Source organism: Streptomyces sp. LS-MS-L19, assembly GCF_058382285.1.
Genome location: NZ_JBYCLL010000001.1, coordinates 1,220,105 through 1,236,090, shown reverse-complemented (window position 1 = coordinate 1,236,090; position 15,986 = coordinate 1,220,105). Strand labels below are relative to the sequence as shown.

Below are 15,986 nucleotides of genomic sequence, written 5' to 3'. Positions count from 1 at the left end.
ATGGGGCGGGCTACGCCGATGATGGGACCAGCACACTCACTGTCGGGCGCCGCGGCCTGGCTGGGCGTAGGAGCGGCCGCCGCCGCCACCGGGCACACCATGCCGTGGCCCGTACTGCTGGCCGGAGCTCTGATCTGCGCGGGTGCCGCGCTCGCTCCCGACCTCGACCACAAGGCGGCCACGATCTCGCGGGCCTTCGGGCCGGTCTCACGGGCCCTGTGCGAGATCGTCGACAAGCTCTCCTACGCCGTCTACAAGGCCACCAAGAAGCAGGGCGACCCGCGTCGCTCCGGCGGTCACCGCACGCTCACGCACACCTGGCTGTGGGCCGTGCTGATCGGTGCGGGCTGCTCGGTGGCGGCGATCACCGGTGGCCGCTGGGCGGTGCTGGCGATCCTGTTCGCCCACATGGTGCTGGCCATCGAGGGTCTGCTGTGGCGTGCGACCCGGGGCTCCAGCGCCGACGTCCTGGTGTGGCTGCTGGCGGCGACCAGCGCGTGGATCATCGCCGGTGTCCTGGACAAGCCGGGCAACGGCTCGGACTGGCTGTTCACCCAGCCCGGCCAGGAGTACCTGTGGCTGGGGCTTCCGGTGGTCCTGGGGGCGCTCGTGCACGACATCGGGGACGCGCTCACGGTGTCGGGCTGCCCGATCCTGTGGCCGATCCCCGTGGGTCGCAAGCGCTGGTACCCGATCGGACCGCCGAAGGTGATGCGGTTCCGGGCCGGCAGCTGGGTCGAGCTGAAGGTGCTGATGCCGGCGTTCATGCTGCTCGGGGGGGTGGGCTGCGCGGCGGCGCTGAACTTCATCTGACGCCGGGACGCGGGACCACTGACACGCCCCGGGGGCCTGTTGCGCCGGGTGCGGCCGAGCGGTCAGCCGCCCTGGCCCGTCCCGCCGCCGTACCGCCGCTCGAAGGCGGCGACGCGTCCCTCCGAGTCGACCGTGCGCGCCTTGCCGGTGTAGAAGGGGTGACTCTCGGAGGAGATCTCCACGTCCACCACCGGGTAGGTCTCGCCGTCGTCCCACTCGATGGTCCGGTCGCTGGTCGCGGTCGACCGGGTCAGGAAGGCGTAACCGGCGGAGCGGTCACGGAAGACGACCTCGTGGTAGTCGGGGTGCTTGTCCTGCTGCATGGCGGCTCCTCGTGCGCTGCGGGTGTCGTGCTGTCAGCCGGACAGGGAATCCTCGTCCACGATGTGCATGGCGGCCTCCTCCGCGGACGCCGCGGCGCCGTCGATGCCCACGTCCGTGGCGATCAGGGCGCTCTCCTCGTCCTCGTGCGCCCCTTCGTCGGGGGCCACGAGACGGCCGGAGCGCATCGCACCGACCTCGTTGTCCAGGAGCTCGCCGTCGGTGCCGTCGGCGTCGCCGATGCCGTCGCCGTCGAACGGCACCGAGTCGGGCAGCTCCTCGGCGAGCCGCTGGTCCAGCGTCTCGCCCCGTCGGCGTTCCGCGGCGGTGACACCGGTGTGCTCCACGGCCCACGGTCTGTCCGGCGGGGACCAGCCGCGGTCCAGGGGGTCGTCGACCCCGTCGTCCTCCAGGGTGTCCTCCGCGTCGAGCAGACCCGCGTCGTCCTGGATCTCGGAGCCGTCGGGCTGGTAGACGTCGTCTCCCCATCCGTCGGAGCTGTCCACGGGTACCTCCAGGTGAAGGGGACGGACCCGAGCCTGCCGCGGCCCACGGCGGGCCACGGGCCCACGGGGCACTTGCCGCGCCCGCCGACGGATCGAACCGCCCGCACACGCTCCCTGAGCCGGTGCTGCTGTCCAGCCTTCCACCCCGCTTCGGGACCGCGCAACGCCACGGGGGCGCTGCGCTGGCTTGAGGGGGGTTCTGAGGGGGCCGGGGGGCGGAGCGGGCTGGGGTTCGGAGGGGGCCGGACCAGGCTTGGGGCGGGGTGGGCGTCGGAGTGTGCTGCCGTGGGCGTGGGTGGCGCGCGGAGGTGTCGTTGCCGGGGCAGGGCGGTGACTGGAGGGAGGGGTCTGCGTGGGCCGGTCACCCGAGGGGCGCTGCGCGAGGCGGTCATGGCAGGGGCGGGATGCGGCCAGGTCCTCCGAGGGGCGGGGTGCGGCCAGGTCCTCCGAGGGGCGGGATTCGGGTTCCTGCTCCGAGGGCGGGGCGCGTGGAGCCGGGTCGCTCCTCCGAGGAGTCGGCCCGGCCCACACCACCGTTCACCGGGCGGCCCCGGCGCCGCCTCGCCCCCTTACCCGTGCCAGGACCTCCACAACGCCGCGTACGCGCCGTCCGCCGCTACCAGCTCCTCGTGGCTGCCCAGCTCGCTGATGCGGCCGTTCTCGACGACGGCGATGACGTCCGCGTCGTGGGCGGTGTGGAGGCGATGGGCGATGGCGACGACCGTGCGGCCGTCGAGGACGCGGGCGAGGGAGCGTTCCAGGTGACGGGCGGCCCGGGGGTCGAGCAGCGACGTCGCCTCGTCGAGGACCAGCGTGTGCGGGTCGGCCAGGACCAGGCGGGCCAGTGCGACCTGCTGCGCCTGGGCCGGGGTGACGGTCAGGCCGCCCGAGCCGACCTCGGTGTCGAGGCCGTCGTCGAGCGCCCGCGCCCACCCGTCCGCGTCGACCGCGCCGAGCGCCGCCCACAGCTCGGCGTCCGTGGCGTCCGTCCGGGCGAGCAGGAGGTTGTCGCGCAGGGAACCCACGAAGACGTGGTGCTCCTGGTTGACGAGGGCCACATGTTCACGGACCCGTTCGGCGGACATCCGGGACAGCTCGGCGCCGCCCAGCGTGATCCGGCCGTCCCGGGGCGTGTAGATGCCGGCCAGCAGCCTGCCCAGGGTGGACTTGCCGGCGCCCGAGGGGCCGACCAGCGCCAACCGGGTGCCGGGTGCGACCTTGAGGGACACCTCGCGCAGCACGTCCACCCCCTCGAGGTAGCCGAAGTGCACCCGGTCCGCGTCCACGTCCCGCCCGTCGGGCGCGAGCCCGCTGTCACCGCCGGCCGGTTCGATGTCCCGCACGCCCACCAGCCGGGCCAGCGACACCTGCGCCACCTGGAGCTCGTCGTACCAGCGCAGGATGAGCCCGACCGGATCGATCAGCATCTGCGCGATCAGGGCGCCCGTGGTGAGCTGGCCGACCCCGATCCACCCCTGGAGGACGAAGACCCCGCCGACCATCAGCACCGACGAAAGGATCATCACGTGGCTGACGTTGATGCAGGGGAAGAGCACCGACCGCAGCCACAGGGTGTACCGCTCCCAGGCGGTCCACTCCTTGATCCGCCGCTCCGACAGTTCGATGCGGCGGGCGCCGAGCCGGTGTGCCTCGACGGTGCGTCCGGCGTCCACGGTCTCCGCGAGCGCGGCGGCCACGGCGGCGTACCCGGCGGCCTCCGAGCGGTAGGCGGACGGAGCCCGCTTGAAGTACCAGCGGCAGCCGACGATCAGCACCGGCAGGGCCAGCAGGACGGCGGCGGCCAGCGGCGGCGCGGTGATCACGAGTCCGCCGAGCAGCAGGGCCGCCCACACCACACCGATCGCGAGTTGCGGTACGGCCTCGCGCATGGCGTTGCCGAGCCGGTCGATGTCGGTGGTGATCCGGGACAGCAGGTCACCGGTCCCGGCCCGTTCCAGGACCCCGGGGGGCAGGCCGACCGACCGCACGAGGAAGTCCTCGCGCAGGTCGGCCAGCATCTGCTCGCCGAGCATCGAACCGCGCAGCCGCACCTGCCGTACGAAGAAGGCCTGCACGACCAGCGCGACCACGAACAGCGCAGCGGTCAGTTCCAGATGGAGTTCGCGCGCCCCGTCCGAGACCCGCTCGACGAGGTCGCCGAGCAGCCAGGGCCCGACCATGGAGGCCACGACCGAGACCGTGTTCACGCCGACGAGGAGTCCGAAGGCGCGGCGGTGCCGGCGGAACAGTTCGGCCACGTAGGCGCGTACGGTCGCGGTGGCCCCGACGGGCAGGGTGTTCGCCGTCGTCGGTGCCGCCGGGTCGTACGCCGGTGGCGCCACGCCGATCATGCGCTCTCCTCGATCTCTTCCAGTGCGTGCAACATGTCCTGCTCGTGCAACACGTTCTGCTCGTGCAGTACGTCTTGCTTGTTCGGTACGCCTTGGTGGTTCAGCGCGTCGCCCAGTGCGGTCTCTTCGTCCGTCTCGCGGGTCACGACCGCCCGGTACCGCGGTTCCTTGTGCACCAGCTCGCGGTGCACGCCGACCGCCACGACCTCGCCGTCGTGGACGAGCACCACCCGGTCGGCTCGGTCCAGGAGCAGGGGCGAGGACGTGAACACCACGGTGGTGCGACCGGTCCGCAGGTCCCGTACTCCGTCCGCGATCCGCGCCTCGGTGTGCGAGTCGACGGCGGAGGTCGGCTCGTCCAGGACGAGTACCTCCGGGTCGGTGAACAGCGACCGGGCCAGGGCGAGCCGCTGGCGCTGGCCGCCCGAGAGGGAGCGCCCGCGTTCGGTGATGCGCGCGTCCATCGGGTCCTCGGTGTCCAGGGACCCCTGGACCAGGGCGGCCAGTACGTCGGCGCACTGCGCGGCCGCGAGCGCCTGCACGGCACCGACGTCACCCGAGGCGGGGACGTCGAGCAGTTCGCGCAGGGTGCCGGAGAGCAGGACCGGGTCCTTGTCCTGGACGAGGACGGCGGTGCGCGCCGAGTCGAGCGGCAGCTCGTCCAGCGGCACCCCGCCCAGGAGCACGGATGTGCCCGCCTCCGAGGGGTGTCCACCGAGCCGTTCGGCCAGCAGCCCCGCCGCGTCCGGGTCGCCGCACACCACCGCGGTGAGCCGTCCGGAGGGGGCGAGCAGACCGGTGGCCGGGTCGTACAGGTCCCCGGAGGGCACGCCCACCGAGCCCTCCGCGCGGCCCGAGCCCTCCGACTGCCCAGCGGAGCCCAGGCCCTCCGAGCGCCCAGCGGAGCCCAAGCCCTCCGGGCGCCCAGCAGAGCCCAGGCCTTTCGAGCGTCCCACCTCGCCGGTGTCCTGAGCCCCCCGTGCCCCGTCAGCGGACGTGGCCCGCTCCAACGACAGCACCCCCGCCGCCCGCTTGGCGGACGGGCGTGAGAAGGAGTACGCCATGGCGATCTCCTCGAAGTGCCGCAGCGGATAGGTCAGGATCATCACCGAGCTGTAGACGGCGACCAGTTCGCCGACCTCCACCCGGCCCTGTTGGGCCAGGTGGACGCCGTACCAGACGACCGCGATCAGCAGCAGACCCGGCAGCACGACCTGGATCGCCGCGATCAGGGACCACATCCGGGCGCTGCGCACGGCCGCGTGGCGGACCTCCTGCGAGGCCTTGCGGTAGCGGTCGAGGAAGAGTTCCTCGCCGCCGATGCCGCGCAGCACGCGCAGACCGGCGACGGTGTCGGAGGCCAGTTCGGTGGCGCGGCCCGCCTTCTCACGCTGGAAGTCGGCGCGTTTCGTCGCCTTGGGCAGCAGCGGCAGCACGGAGAGGGCCAGCACCGGCAGGCCCACGGCGACCACCACGCCGAGCGCGGGCTGGTAGACGACCATGCCGACGCAGACCACGACGATGGTGACCGCCGCCGCGGTGAACCGGGACCAGGCCTCCACGAACCAGCCGATCTTCTCGACGTCACCGGTGGAGACGGCCACGACCTCGCCGGCGGCGACCCGCCGGGTCAGCGCGGAGCCCAGATGTGCGGCCTTGTGGGCCAGGAGCTGCTGGACGCGCGCGGCGGCCGTGATCCAGTTGGTGACGGCGGTGCGGTGCAGGAAGGTGTCGCCGACCGCGTTGCCGACGCAGCACACCGCCAGCAGACCGCCGGCGAGGGCCAGTCGGCGGCCGGAGTGGTCGACGACCGCCTGGACGGCCACGCCGACGCAGAACGGCAGCGCGGAGACGGAGAGGAAGTGCAGCAGTCCCCAGGCCAGCGACTTCAACTGTCCGCCCAGCTGGTTCCTGAAGAGCCACCACAGAAACCGGGAGCCCGAGCGTGCGTCGGGCACTCCCGGGTCGGGATACGGAAGGTCTTGGATCTGCATGACGGGTGCGTCCCAGTGGCTCGTGTCAGGGGTGTGGGAAGGAGCCGCGCACGGCGGCTGCAAACCGTGAAAGGGTCGCGGCAGAGCGTGGTCGGCGGCAACAGGTTTTCCGCCGCGACGCACGGAACCGGTGCCGTCGGCCCAGGCCTCCCGGCGCGACGATGGGGCGATGCGAGGCGTGGCAGGGGTGGGCGGAGGCGTACGGCGGACCGCGGTGACGACCACGGCGTTGGCAGCGCTGCTGCTCCTCCTGGGAGGATGCGGCGGCCCGGACCCGGTCCCGGCACACACCGGCACCCCCGACACCGAGGCGGCTGCCGAACCCGCGGACCGACCGACCCGTATCCCCGGCGTCGATGACCGTCTCCAGCCCCGTGTCCCCGGCGTCGACGACCGTCTCCGACCCCGTGTCCCCGGCGTCGGCACCCGCCTCCAACGCCGCGTCCCCGCCGACTCCCGCCAGGTCCTCGCGGTCTACGGCGACGGCAGGAACTCCGCGGACGCCACCGTCGTGCTGTACGCCAAGCACAACTCCCGCTGGGACCGCGTCCGCGGCTGGCCCGCCCACAACGGCAGGAAGGGCTGGACCACCGACCACCACGAGGGCGACAGGCGCAGTCCCGTCGGGGTGTTCACGCTCAGCGACGCGGGCGGGGTGCTCCCGGACCCCGGCGCGAGACTGCCGTACACGAGGTCGGCCGCGATCGCCGCTCCCCGCTGGTGGCCCCGGTCCTACTGGCACGACTTCGACTACGTCATCGCCATCGACTACAACCGCGTCGAGGGCACCCCGCCCAACGACCAGACGCGGCCCGGGGGTTACTCCAAGGGCGGCGGCATCTGGCTGCACATGGACCACGGCAGCGGTACGTCGGCCTGCGTCAGCGTGTCCAAGGAGGCGATGCGGTATCTGCTGCGCACGCTCGATCCGGACCGGCATCCCGTGGTGGTGATGGGGGACAGGGCGGACCTGTCGGCGTAGGTCCGCTGCGGGAGGCGTCATTGCGGGCGGGGCCCGACTCGCCGTAGAACACGGCCATGAAGAGACGGCTAGTCATGTCCATGCTCGCAGGGGCGACCCTCCTGGCGAGCACCCTGCTCGGAGCGACGCCCGCCCAGTCGGAGCCCCGTACCCAGCCGGCGCCCCGTGCCCAGCCGGCGCCCCGTGCCCAGCCGGCGCCCCGTGCCCAGCAGGCCCCCCACGCCCAACCCGCCGCCACCCCCGCCCCCGCCGAGTTCGGCACCGACTGGCACGACCCGGTCACCGCCGCGCCGCCCGTCGCCAGACCCTCGGGCAGGTCCTGCCAAGTCACCGTCGCCGAAGCGCAGTTCCGCGATTTCACCCCCTACACGGGCACCTACGCCCCGCCCAAGGGCTGCGGCGACCGCTGGAGCAAGGTCGTGCTGCGGCTCGAAGGCAACGTCAAGGGACGGCAGTTCGACCGGCTCGGGTATCTGCACATCGGCGGGGTCGAGATCTTCCGCACCTCCACCCCGCAGCCCTCGCCCGACGGCATCGAGTGGTCCGTCGAGAAGGACGTCACGCGCTACAGCGACACACTCCGCGGCAGCCATGACGTGGAGATGCTCATCGGGAACGTCGTCGACGACACGTACACCGGGATCATCGACGTGAAGGTGACGCTGACGTTCTACGCGGGCGCACCGGACGCCAAGGCCACCCCCGACCGGGTGCTCACCCTCGCCGACGGCACCCTCACCACCCCGCGCAACAGCGAACGCGTCGTCGCCGAGGTGTACGCCACCGGCTCCGGCGGGGGCTGCGAGGAGTACTGGTATCTGACGGTGCCGTCGAACGCGCCGTACTCCTGTCAGGCCGACGGCGGCCCCTACCGCGAGGTCCAGATCAAGGTCGACGGTCAACTCGCGGGCATCGCCGCCCCGTTCCCGACCGTGTGGACCGGCGGCTGGTCCAACCCCTTCCTCTGGTACGTCGTTCCGGGCCCCCGCGCCTTCGACATCAAGCCGATCGAATACGACCTGACGCCCTTCGCCGGAATCCTCAACGACGGGCGCCCGCATCGCGTGGAGGTCTCGGTCGTCGGGGTGCCCGCGGGGCAGTCGGGCTGGAGCACCCCGGTGAACGTCCTCGTCTGGCAGGACGCCAAGAGCAAGCACGTCACCGGACGGCTCACCACGCACCGGACCGGCGACCTCACCAACTCCTCGACGTACATGCCCGGTTCGGAGCAGCGCGTGGACACCGAGGGTGACCACCGGCTCACCGTTGCCGGGTACGTCGACACCTCGCACGGCCGCGTGACGACCACCGTCCGCCGTGCGCTGACGAACACCTCCACGCACCGCTGGGGCGACGGCGAGAACCCCGACGCGCTCAAGGCCACCTGGACGGACGACGAGTCGGTGACCGTCGACGGCCGCGGCCCGGCCCGCACCACCCGCACCCACCGGACGTACACGATGGACGGCACGACCACCATCGGCGCGGGCGACCGGCTCCGCACCGCGCTGACCCTCGGGGACCGCGCCGAGACCACGGTGAGCCAGGCCGGCCACCGCACTGCGTGGTTCCGGTTCGACGACACCTACGCGGGTGACGCCACGTACACGATCAACGTCCCGCGCGATCAGCGGCACGCGGTCGGTACGACGAGCGAGCGCTACCGGATCCGGGGTTCGGCGGGGTGCTACGACCGCTCACTCGTCACCGTGCAGGGGGTGCTGACGGAGGAACGCGACGGCTGCTGACCCGAGTTGTGTGCGATGCGTCACAGGCTGCGTGATTTACGCGCCGGAAACACGGCGGTCTCTCACGCGATCAACGGTCCCTCCAGAGTGATCTCCACGGAAGCCGCTTTCCGTATCGCAGAAGTCTCCCCGGGCTTCTGTGGCTCCCCGTCCCCCCTCAAGGAGTGCCCGTGCCGCCGTCCGTCCCGTCCCTGCCGCGACGCGTCGCACACATACTGCGTACCTCTCTCTTCGTCCAGGTCGCCGTGGCGCTGGTCCTCGGCATCGTTGTCGGAAAGCTGTGGCCCGGCTTCGCCTCGGACCTCCAGCCGCTCGGCGACGGCTTCACCCGGCTCATCAAGACGATCATCTCGCCGCTCGTGTTCTGCGTGGTCGTCGTCGGCATCGCCAAGGCGGGTGACCTCAAGGCGTTCGGCCGGATCGGGCTCAAGGCGCTGATCTGGTTCGAGGTCGCGAGCACGCTCGCGCTGATCATCGGACTGGTCGCCGCCAATGTCGTCCAGCCCGGCTCGGGGATGCACGTCGACCCCGCGACGCTCAACTCCGCGGCCGTGGACGCCAAGACGGGCAGCGGACACCTGCCCTCGACGACCGAGTTCATCGTCAACGCCCTGCCGACCAGTTTCATCGGCGCCTTCGCCGAGAACTCGCTGCTCCAGGTGCTCATCCTGGCCTGTCTGGTGGGCGCCGCGCTGCTGCACCTCGGCCACACCAAGGTCCCGCAGGTGCTGCCCGCCATCGAGCAGGCCCAGGAGATCATCTTCGCGGTCGTCGGCTTCGTGATGCGCCTCGCGCCGATCGCGGTGTTCGGCGCGATGGCCGTCCTGATCGGCCAGTACGGCCTCGGCGTCATCGAGACCTACGCCAAGCTGATCGTCCTGTGCTACGCGGCCGCCGCCCTCTTCATCGTGCTGCTCGCCGTCGCGCTCAAGGCGCTCACCGGGCTCAGCCTGTGGAGGTTCCTGCGCTACATCCGCGAGGAGATGCTGCTCGCGCTCGGCACGGCGTCCACCGAGTCCGTCATGCCGCGCGTGATGCAGAAGCTGCGCAAGGCCGGCGCCCGCGACGACGCGGTGGGTCTGGTGCTGCCGACCGGCTACTCCTTCAACCTCGACGGCGCCTCGCTCTACCTCTCCATCGGCACGCTCTTCATCGCCCAGGCCGTGGGTGTCGACCTCAGCCTGAGCCAGCAGATCACCGTCGTCCTGGTGCTGATGCTGACCAGCAAGGGCATGGCGGGCATCCCCGGCTCGGCCTTCCTCGCCCTGTCCGCCACGGCGTCCTCGCTGGGAGCGATCCCCGCCGGCGCCGTTGCCCTGCTGCTCGGCGTCGACCGCATCATGGACTCGATGCGCGTCGTGACGAACCTGCTCGGCAACTGCGTCGCGGTCTTCGCGGTGTCCCGCTGGGAGGGCGCGCTGGACATCGACAGGGCCAAGAAGGTGCTGGGTGGCGAGGTCGTGCCCGAGGCGGAGCCGGAGCAGGAGCCCCAGGCGGAGCCGGAGCCCGAGCCGGCACCGGTCGCCAAGGAGTCGCCCGCCGAGGTCATGTGACCAGCGTTCCGGAACCAGGCCGCGGCCACCGCTCCAGCCTTACGGAGCGGTGGCCGCGGCCCGTTCGTCAGTGCTGCCCGTTCTCGTCCCAGTGCTGCCGGTCCACTTCTCAGTGCTGCCAGTCAACGCCTCAGTGCTGCCACTCCACGTCTCAGACCTGCCGGTCCACGTCTCAGTGCTGCCAGTCCACCAACGTGTCCAGCAGTCCCCCCAGCGCCCGACGCTGCTCGTCCGTCAGTGGAGCGAGAATCTCCTCCGCGGCCGCCCTGCGCACGGCGTGGAGTTCCTGAAGGGCCTTCACCCCGTCGTCCGTCAGCTCGATGCGGATCACCCGCCGGTTGGCCCGATCCGGCACCCGTCGCACCTTGCCGCTCGCCTCGAGCCCGTCGACCAGCGTGGTCACCGCGCGCGGCACCACCTCCAGCCGCTCCGCGAGGTCGGCCATCCGCGGTGGCGTGTCCCAGTGCGCGAGGGTGCGCAGCAGCCGGGACTGGGCCGGAGTCACGCCGAGAGCGCGCTCGTGCAGCAGGCGCTTCTGGATGCGGAACACCCGGCGCGTCAGCCTGAGCAACTGCTCCGCGAGCAGACCGTCGGAATCTGGCGTGGTCATGCGGGAACAATATCAGGACCTAGTTCATTGTGAGCATAGGTAACAATGAGCTAGGCTCCGTCAGTCCTCTTCATCTCACCTTCCGCAGGAGACCATGCCCCGCGATCACATCGACTGGACCCCCACGCCCGGCACCTCGACCGACCAGCCCCGGCAGGTGCGCCGCATCCTCCGGCTCTTCAAGCCCTACCGCGCCAGGCTCGCCGTCGTCGGCCTGCTGGTCGGCGCCTCCTCCCTGGTCACCGTCGCCACCCCGTTCCTGCTCAAGGAAACGCTGGACGTGGCCATCCCCCAGGGCCGCACCGGACTGCTCAGCCTGCTGGCGCTGGGCATGATCCTGAGCGCCGTCCTCACCGGCGTCTTCGGCGTCGGTCAGACCCTCATCTCCACCACGGTCGGCCAGCGCGTCATGCACGACCTGCGCACCGCGGTCTACGGCCGCCTCCAGCGCATGTCGCTCGCCTTCTTCACCCGCACCCGTACCGGCGAGGTGCAGTCCCGCATCGCCAACGACATCGGCGGCATGCAGGCCACCGTCACCTCGACCGCCACCTCGCTGGTCTCCAACCTGACCAGTGTCGTCGCCACGATCGTCGCGATGATCGCCCTCGACTGGCGGCTGACCGCCGTCTCGCTGCTGCTGCTCCCGGTCTTCGTGTGGATCAGCCGCCGGGTCGGCAACGAACGCAAGAAGATCACCACCCAGCGCCAGAAGCAGATGGCCGCGATGGCCGCGACCGTCACCGAGTCGCTCTCCGTCAGCGGCATCCTGCTCGGCCGCACGATGGGCCGCTCCGACTCGCTGACCCGGTCCTTCGCCGACGAGTCCGAGAGCTTGGTGGACCTCGAGGTGCGCTCGAACATGGCGGGCCGCTGGCGCATGGCCGTCATCGGGATCGTCATGTCCGCGATGCCCGCCGTCATCTACTGGACCGCGGGCATCGCCCTCCAGACCGGCGGCCCCGACATCTCCATCGGCACCATCGTCGCCTTCGTCTCGCTCCAGCAGGGCCTGTTCCGCCCGGCCGTCAGCCTGCTGTCGACCGGCGTCCAGATCCAGACCTCGCTCGCGCTTTTCCAGCGCATCTTCGAGTACCTCGACCTGCCGATCGACATCACCGAGCGGGAGGACCCGGTCCACCTCGATCGCGTCAAGGGCGAGGTCCGACTGGAGAACGTGGAGTTCCGCTACGACGCCGAGGACGACCGGCGGGGCCCCGTGCTCGCCGGCATCGACATCGACGTCCCCGCCGGCAGCAGCCTCGCGCTCGTCGGCTCGACCGGCGCCGGCAAGTCCACGCTCGGCTACCTCGTCCCGCGGCTCTACGACGTGACCGGCGGCCGGGTCACCCTCGACGGGGTCGACGTCCGAGACCTGGACTTCGACACCCTCGCACGGGCCATCGGGGTCGTCTCGCAGGAGACGTACCTCTTCCACGCCTCGGTCGCCGACAACCTGCGCTTCGCCAAGCCGGACGCGACCGACGAGGAGATCGAGCAGGCGGCGCGGGCGGCGCAGATCCACGACCACATCGCGTCCCTGCCCGACGGCTACGAGACGGTCGTGGGTGAACGCGGTCACCGCTTCTCGGGCGGCGAGAAGCAGCGCCTCGCCATCGCGCGGACCATTCTGCGGGACCCGCCCGTCCTCATCCTGGACGAGGCGACCAGCGCCCTGGACACCCGTACCGAGCACGCCGTGCAGGAGGCCATCGACGCGCTCTCCGCCAACCGCACCACGCTCACCATCGCCCACCGGCTGTCCACCGTTCGCGATGCCGACCAGATCGTGGTCCTCGACTCCGGCCGGGTGGCCGAGCGCGGCACGCACGAGGAACTCCTGGAGCAGGACGGGCGGTACGCGGCGCTCGTACGCCGAGATGCCCAACTGGAACCGACAAACTGAAAATATGCCGGGTTTGGGGTGATATGCGGGTTACCGTGCCCGCATGTACCAGAACACTCCGCCACGGAGCACGATCCGACTGACGCGCCGGGGGCGTCTCGTCCTCATCGCGACCGGGGCCGTCGTGGCCGGCACCGCCGTGGCGGTGCCGCTGCTGACGCTCGACAGCGGCGAGAGCGCGAAGGAGCCCACCACCCTGCTCATCCCGGAGGGCTGGCGGGCCGGGCAGGTCTACGACGCCGTCGACAAGGCTCTCGCCCAGCCCCCGGGGACCGCCAAGAGGTCCCTGGCCAAGGCGCAGCTCAAGCTGCCGAACGACGCGGAGGGCAATCCGGAGGGCTACCTCTTCCCGGCGACGTACCCGCTGGAGCGCAACGGCAGGAAGACGACGCCCGAGGCGCTGCTCTCGTTCATGGTCGACACCGCCAACAAGAAGTTCAACGGCGCCCCGATCGCGGCCGGCGCCCAGCGCAACGCGATGAACGTCTACCAGGCCGTCACCATCGCGAGCATTGTCCAGGCCGAGGCGGCGACCAAGTCCGACATGGCGAAGGTCGCCCGGGTCATCTTCAACCGGCTGGAGCGCGGGATGCCGCTGCAGATGGACTCCACCATCAACTACGCCCTGAACCGCTCCACGTTGAAGACGACCGGCGCCGACCTGCGGATCGACAGCCCTTACAACTCGTATCAGCGCATGGGCCTGCCGCCGACCCCGATCGACAACCCGGGCGAGGACGCGATGCGCGCCGCGATCGCCCCGGCGACGGGCGACTGGCTGTACTTCGTCACGGTGAAGCCGGGCGACACCCGCTTCACCGCCGACTACGAGGAACACCGGCGCAACGTGGCCGAGTTCAACAAGAATCAGAAGAACGCGGCCAAGGCGGGCTGAACTTGACGGGATGTCAGGGGCGTCAGGCGGCCACCGGCTCGTCGGCCAGAAGTCGCCTGATGTCCCGTACAGCCGCGCGGCCCGCGCGGTTGGCGCCGATGGTGCTCGCCGAGGGGCCGTAGCCGACGAGATGGATCCGGGGATCGGCGACCGCGCGGGTGCCCTCGACCCGGATGCCACCGCCGGGCTCGCGCAGCTTCAGCGGGGCCAGGTGGTCGATGGCGGCCCGGAAGCCGGTCGCCCACAGGATGACGTCGGCGTCGACGCGCCGCCCGTCGTCCCACTCCACGCCGTCCGGAGTGATCCGGTCGAACATGGGCCGCCGGTCCAGGACGCCGTCCGCGAGGGCCTGCCGTACGGCGTCGTTGAGCGGGAGCCCGGTCACCGACACCACGCTCTTCGGCGGCAGCCCCTGGCGCACCCGCTCCTCGACGAGCGCCACGGCCTCCCGGCCGACGTCCTCGGTGAAGGGACCCTCGCGGAACACCGGCTCCCGCCGGGTCACCCACGTGGTCGCCGCCGCGAACGGGGCGAGCTCCATGAGGTGCTGGGTACCGGACGCGCCCCCGCCCACCACGACCACCCGCAGCCCGGCGAACGCCTCGGGGCCCGGGTACTGCGCGGTGTGCAACTGCCGCCCACGGAAGGTCTCCTGGCCCGGATAGCGCGGCCAGAACGGCCGGTCCCAGGTGCCGGTGGCGTTGATCAGCGCCCGCGTCGACCATGTGCCCTCCGAGGTCTCGACCAGCAGCCGCCCGTCGACGCCCTCGCGCACGGCACGGACGTCGACAGGGCGTCGTACCCGAAGGTCGAAGGCGCGCTCGTACGCGGCGAAGTACTCGGCGATCACCTGCGACGACGGTCGCGCAGGATCGGCGTCCGTGAGCTCCATGCCCGGCAGGGCGTGCATGCCGTGCACCTTGCCGTACGTCAGCGACGGCCACCGGAACTGCCAGGCGCCGCCGGGCGCGGGGGAGTGGTCCAGCACCACGAAGTCGCGCTCCGGCTCGAAACCGGTGCGGCGCAGGTGATAGGTGCTGGACAGACCCGCCTGACCAGCACCTATGACGACGACCTCGACCTCGCGCGTGTTGTTCACCTTTCTACTAACGGTGGCGGCGGGCCGGATCTTCCCTGCGCCGGTGTGATCAGCGTCCGCCGGCCACCAGGATCGGCGCCCCGGTCCGCGCACCCCCCTCGACCAGCCCGCGCGCCGCCAGCTCCGGGATCACGCCCTCGCCGAACCAGTACGCCTCCTCCAGATGCGGATATCCGGAGAGCACGAAGTGCTCGACGCCCAGCGCGTGGTACTCCTCGATCAGATCGGCGACCTCGGCGTGATTGCCGACGAGCGCCGTCCCGGCCCCGCCCCGGACGAGCCCGACACCCGCCCACAGGTTCGGGTGGATCTCCAACTCGGCGCGGGAGCCGCCGTGCAGGGCCAGCATCCGCTGCTGCCCCACGGACTCGCTGCGCCCCAGAGCCGCCTGCGCCGCCGCGATCGTGTCCGGGTCGAGGTCGTCGAGCAGCCGGTTCGCGGTCGCCCAGGCCTCGGCGGAGGAGTCGCGCGAGATCGTGTGCAGCCGGATCCCGAAACGGACCTCACGCCCCTCCCGCACGGCCAGCGAGCGGATCCAGTCGATCTTCTCCTTGACCTGTGCGGGCGGCTCGCCCCAGGTCAGATACACATCCGCGTGCCGCGCCGCGACCGGTCCGGCCGCCGGGGAGGACCCGCCGAAGAACACCTGCGGCAACGGGTCCGGCGGCAGTGCGGTCAGCCCGCCCTCGACCTGGTAGTGGACGCCTTCGAAGTCGTACGGCTGTCCCCGCCACACCCCCCTGACCACCGACAGGAACTCGTCCGTACGGGCATAGCGCCGGTCGTGGTCGAGCCGGTCCCCGAAACGCCGTTGCTCGGCCGAGTCGCCACCGGTGACGACATTGAGCAACAGCCGCCCCCGGGTGAGGCGTTGGTAGGTCGACGCCATCTGCGCGGCCAGCGTCGGCGAGATCAGCCCCGGCCGGAACGCCACTAGGAACTTCAGCCGTTCGGTGTGCTCGGCGAGGGCCATGGTGGTCAGCCAGGCGTCCTCGCACCAGGTGCCGGTCGGGGTGAGCACCGCCTCGAAGCCCAGGTGCTCGGCGGCCTTGGTGATCTGCGCGAGGTACTCGAGGTCCGGCGGGCGGATCCCCCGCACCTGTCCGGCGTTCTGGGAGCCGGTGTTGTTCGGGCCGTAGGCGTGCCGGTCCACGAGGGTGCGCCCGTCACCGCCGGTGGGCAGGAACCAGTGCAGTCGTACGGTCATG

Annotated in this window: 13 protein-coding genes; 6 read left to right on the top strand and 7 right to left on the bottom strand. The window is 71.5% G+C overall.

What is annotated here, in order from left to right; translation table 11 throughout:
* The first annotated feature begins 18 nt into the window (after positions 1-18).
* Entirely contained in the window at positions 19-813 is a 795-nt protein-coding gene (locus AC2XR2_RS05375; protein WP_330268523.1) for a metal-dependent hydrolase, read from the top strand.
* A gap of 62 nt (positions 814-875) precedes the next feature.
* On the opposite strand, the gene AC2XR2_RS05370 is transcribed toward AC2XR2_RS05375, so the two are convergent.
* The 4 genes from AC2XR2_RS05370 to AC2XR2_RS05355 form a co-directional block, all read right to left on the bottom strand.
* Positions 876-1,136 carry a type B 50S ribosomal protein L31 gene (locus tag AC2XR2_RS05370; protein ID WP_330268524.1) on the bottom strand — a complete coding sequence of 87 codons (261 nt, stop codon included), beginning with the start codon at positions 1,134-1,136 and terminating at the stop codon, positions 876-878.
* Positions 1,137-1,169: 33 nt separating this feature from the next.
* A complete protein-coding gene (locus tag AC2XR2_RS05365) occupies positions 1,170-1,640 on the bottom strand; it encodes a DUF5709 domain-containing protein (protein ID WP_381299559.1) in 471 nt (156 codons plus the stop codon).
* A 569-nt stretch (positions 1,641-2,209) separates the two neighbouring features.
* A complete protein-coding gene (locus tag AC2XR2_RS05360) occupies positions 2,210-3,991 on the bottom strand; it encodes an ABC transporter ATP-binding protein (protein ID WP_491514430.1) in 1,782 nt (593 codons plus the stop codon).
* Positions 3,988-5,985 (bottom strand): ABC transporter transmembrane domain-containing protein, encoded by a 1,998-nt coding sequence (locus tag AC2XR2_RS05355; protein WP_491514429.1) that lies wholly within the window; start codon positions 5,983-5,985, stop codon positions 3,988-3,990. The genes AC2XR2_RS05360 and AC2XR2_RS05355 overlap by 4 nt, the downstream gene beginning before the upstream one ends.
* A 169-nt stretch (positions 5,986-6,154) precedes the next feature.
* On the opposite strand from AC2XR2_RS05355, the gene AC2XR2_RS05350 reads away from it, so the two are divergent.
* The 3 genes from AC2XR2_RS05350 (at position 6,155) to AC2XR2_RS05340 (ending at position 10,268) form a co-directional block, all read left to right on the top strand.
* A complete protein-coding gene (locus AC2XR2_RS05350; protein WP_491514428.1) occupies positions 6,155-6,967 on the top strand; it encodes a L,D-transpeptidase family protein in 813 nt (270 codons plus the stop codon).
* Between the two features lie 56 nt (positions 6,968-7,023).
* Complete coding sequence (locus AC2XR2_RS05345; RefSeq protein ID WP_491514427.1) at positions 7,024-8,715, top strand: peptide-N4-asparagine amidase; 1,692 nt, start codon at positions 7,024-7,026, stop codon at positions 8,713-8,715.
* Between the two features lie 170 nt (positions 8,716-8,885).
* On the top strand, positions 8,886-10,268 hold the full coding sequence (locus tag AC2XR2_RS05340) for a cation:dicarboxylate symporter family transporter (protein ID WP_491514426.1): 1,383 nt from the start codon (positions 8,886-8,888) through the stop codon (positions 10,266-10,268).
* Positions 10,269-10,440: 172 nt separating this feature from the next.
* Here the strand turns inward: AC2XR2_RS05340 and AC2XR2_RS05335 are convergent, their stop codons facing one another.
* The gene (locus AC2XR2_RS05335; protein WP_491514425.1) at positions 10,441-10,878 is read right to left on the bottom strand and encodes a MarR family winged helix-turn-helix transcriptional regulator; all 438 of its coding nucleotides are present in this window, start codon (positions 10,876-10,878) and stop codon (positions 10,441-10,443) included.
* 94 nt (positions 10,879-10,972) lie between these two features.
* On the opposite strand from AC2XR2_RS05335, the gene AC2XR2_RS05330 reads away from it, so the two are divergent.
* Positions 10,973-12,784 (top strand): ABC transporter ATP-binding protein, encoded by a 1,812-nt coding sequence (locus AC2XR2_RS05330; protein ID WP_491514424.1) that lies wholly within the window; start codon positions 10,973-10,975, stop codon positions 12,782-12,784.
* Positions 12,785-12,827: 43 nt separating this feature from the next.
* On the top strand, positions 12,828-13,679 hold the full coding sequence (mltG, locus tag AC2XR2_RS05325; protein WP_381304086.1) for an endolytic transglycosylase MltG: 852 nt from the start codon (positions 12,828-12,830) through the stop codon (positions 13,677-13,679).
* Positions 13,680-13,701: 22 nt separating this feature from the next.
* Here mltG and AC2XR2_RS05320 read toward each other — a convergent pair whose 3' ends face one another.
* Positions 13,702-14,778 (bottom strand): NAD(P)-binding domain-containing protein, encoded by a 1,077-nt coding sequence (locus tag AC2XR2_RS05320; RefSeq protein WP_491514423.1) that lies wholly within the window; start codon positions 14,776-14,778, stop codon positions 13,702-13,704.
* A 49-nt stretch (positions 14,779-14,827) separates the two neighbouring features.
* Complete coding sequence (locus AC2XR2_RS05315; protein WP_491514422.1) at positions 14,828-15,985, bottom strand: LLM class flavin-dependent oxidoreductase; 1,158 nt, start codon at positions 15,983-15,985, stop codon at positions 14,828-14,830.
* Position 15,986 lies beyond the last annotated feature (1 nt).

Bases quoted from the DNA above. Each gene is read 5' to 3' on its own strand.
- AC2XR2_RS05375 (WP_330268523.1), top strand. From the start codon at position 19: ATGATGGGACCAGCACACTCACTGTCGGGCGCCGCGGCCTGGCTGGGC.
- AC2XR2_RS05370 (WP_330268524.1), bottom strand. From the start codon at position 1,136: ATGCAGCAGGACAAGCACCCCGACTACCACGAGGTCGTCTTCCGTGAC.
- AC2XR2_RS05360 (WP_491514430.1), bottom strand. From the start codon at position 3,991: ATGATCGGCGTGGCGCCACCGGCGTACGACCCGGCGGCACCGACGACG.
- AC2XR2_RS05355 (WP_491514429.1), bottom strand. From the start codon at position 5,985: ATGCAGATCCAAGACCTTCCGTATCCCGACCCGGGAGTGCCCGACGCA.
- AC2XR2_RS05350 (WP_491514428.1), top strand. From the start codon at position 6,155: ATGCGAGGCGTGGCAGGGGTGGGCGGAGGCGTACGGCGGACCGCGGTG.
- AC2XR2_RS05345 (WP_491514427.1), top strand. From the start codon at position 7,024: ATGAAGAGACGGCTAGTCATGTCCATGCTCGCAGGGGCGACCCTCCTG.
- AC2XR2_RS05335 (WP_491514425.1), bottom strand. From the start codon at position 10,878: ATGACCACGCCAGATTCCGACGGTCTGCTCGCGGAGCAGTTGCTCAGG.
- AC2XR2_RS05330 (WP_491514424.1), top strand. From the start codon at position 10,973: ATGCCCCGCGATCACATCGACTGGACCCCCACGCCCGGCACCTCGACC.
- mltG (WP_381304086.1), top strand. From the start codon at position 12,828: ATGTACCAGAACACTCCGCCACGGAGCACGATCCGACTGACGCGCCGG.
- AC2XR2_RS05315 (WP_491514422.1), bottom strand. From the start codon at position 15,985: ATGACCGTACGACTGCACTGGTTCCTGCCCACCGGCGGTGACGGGCGC.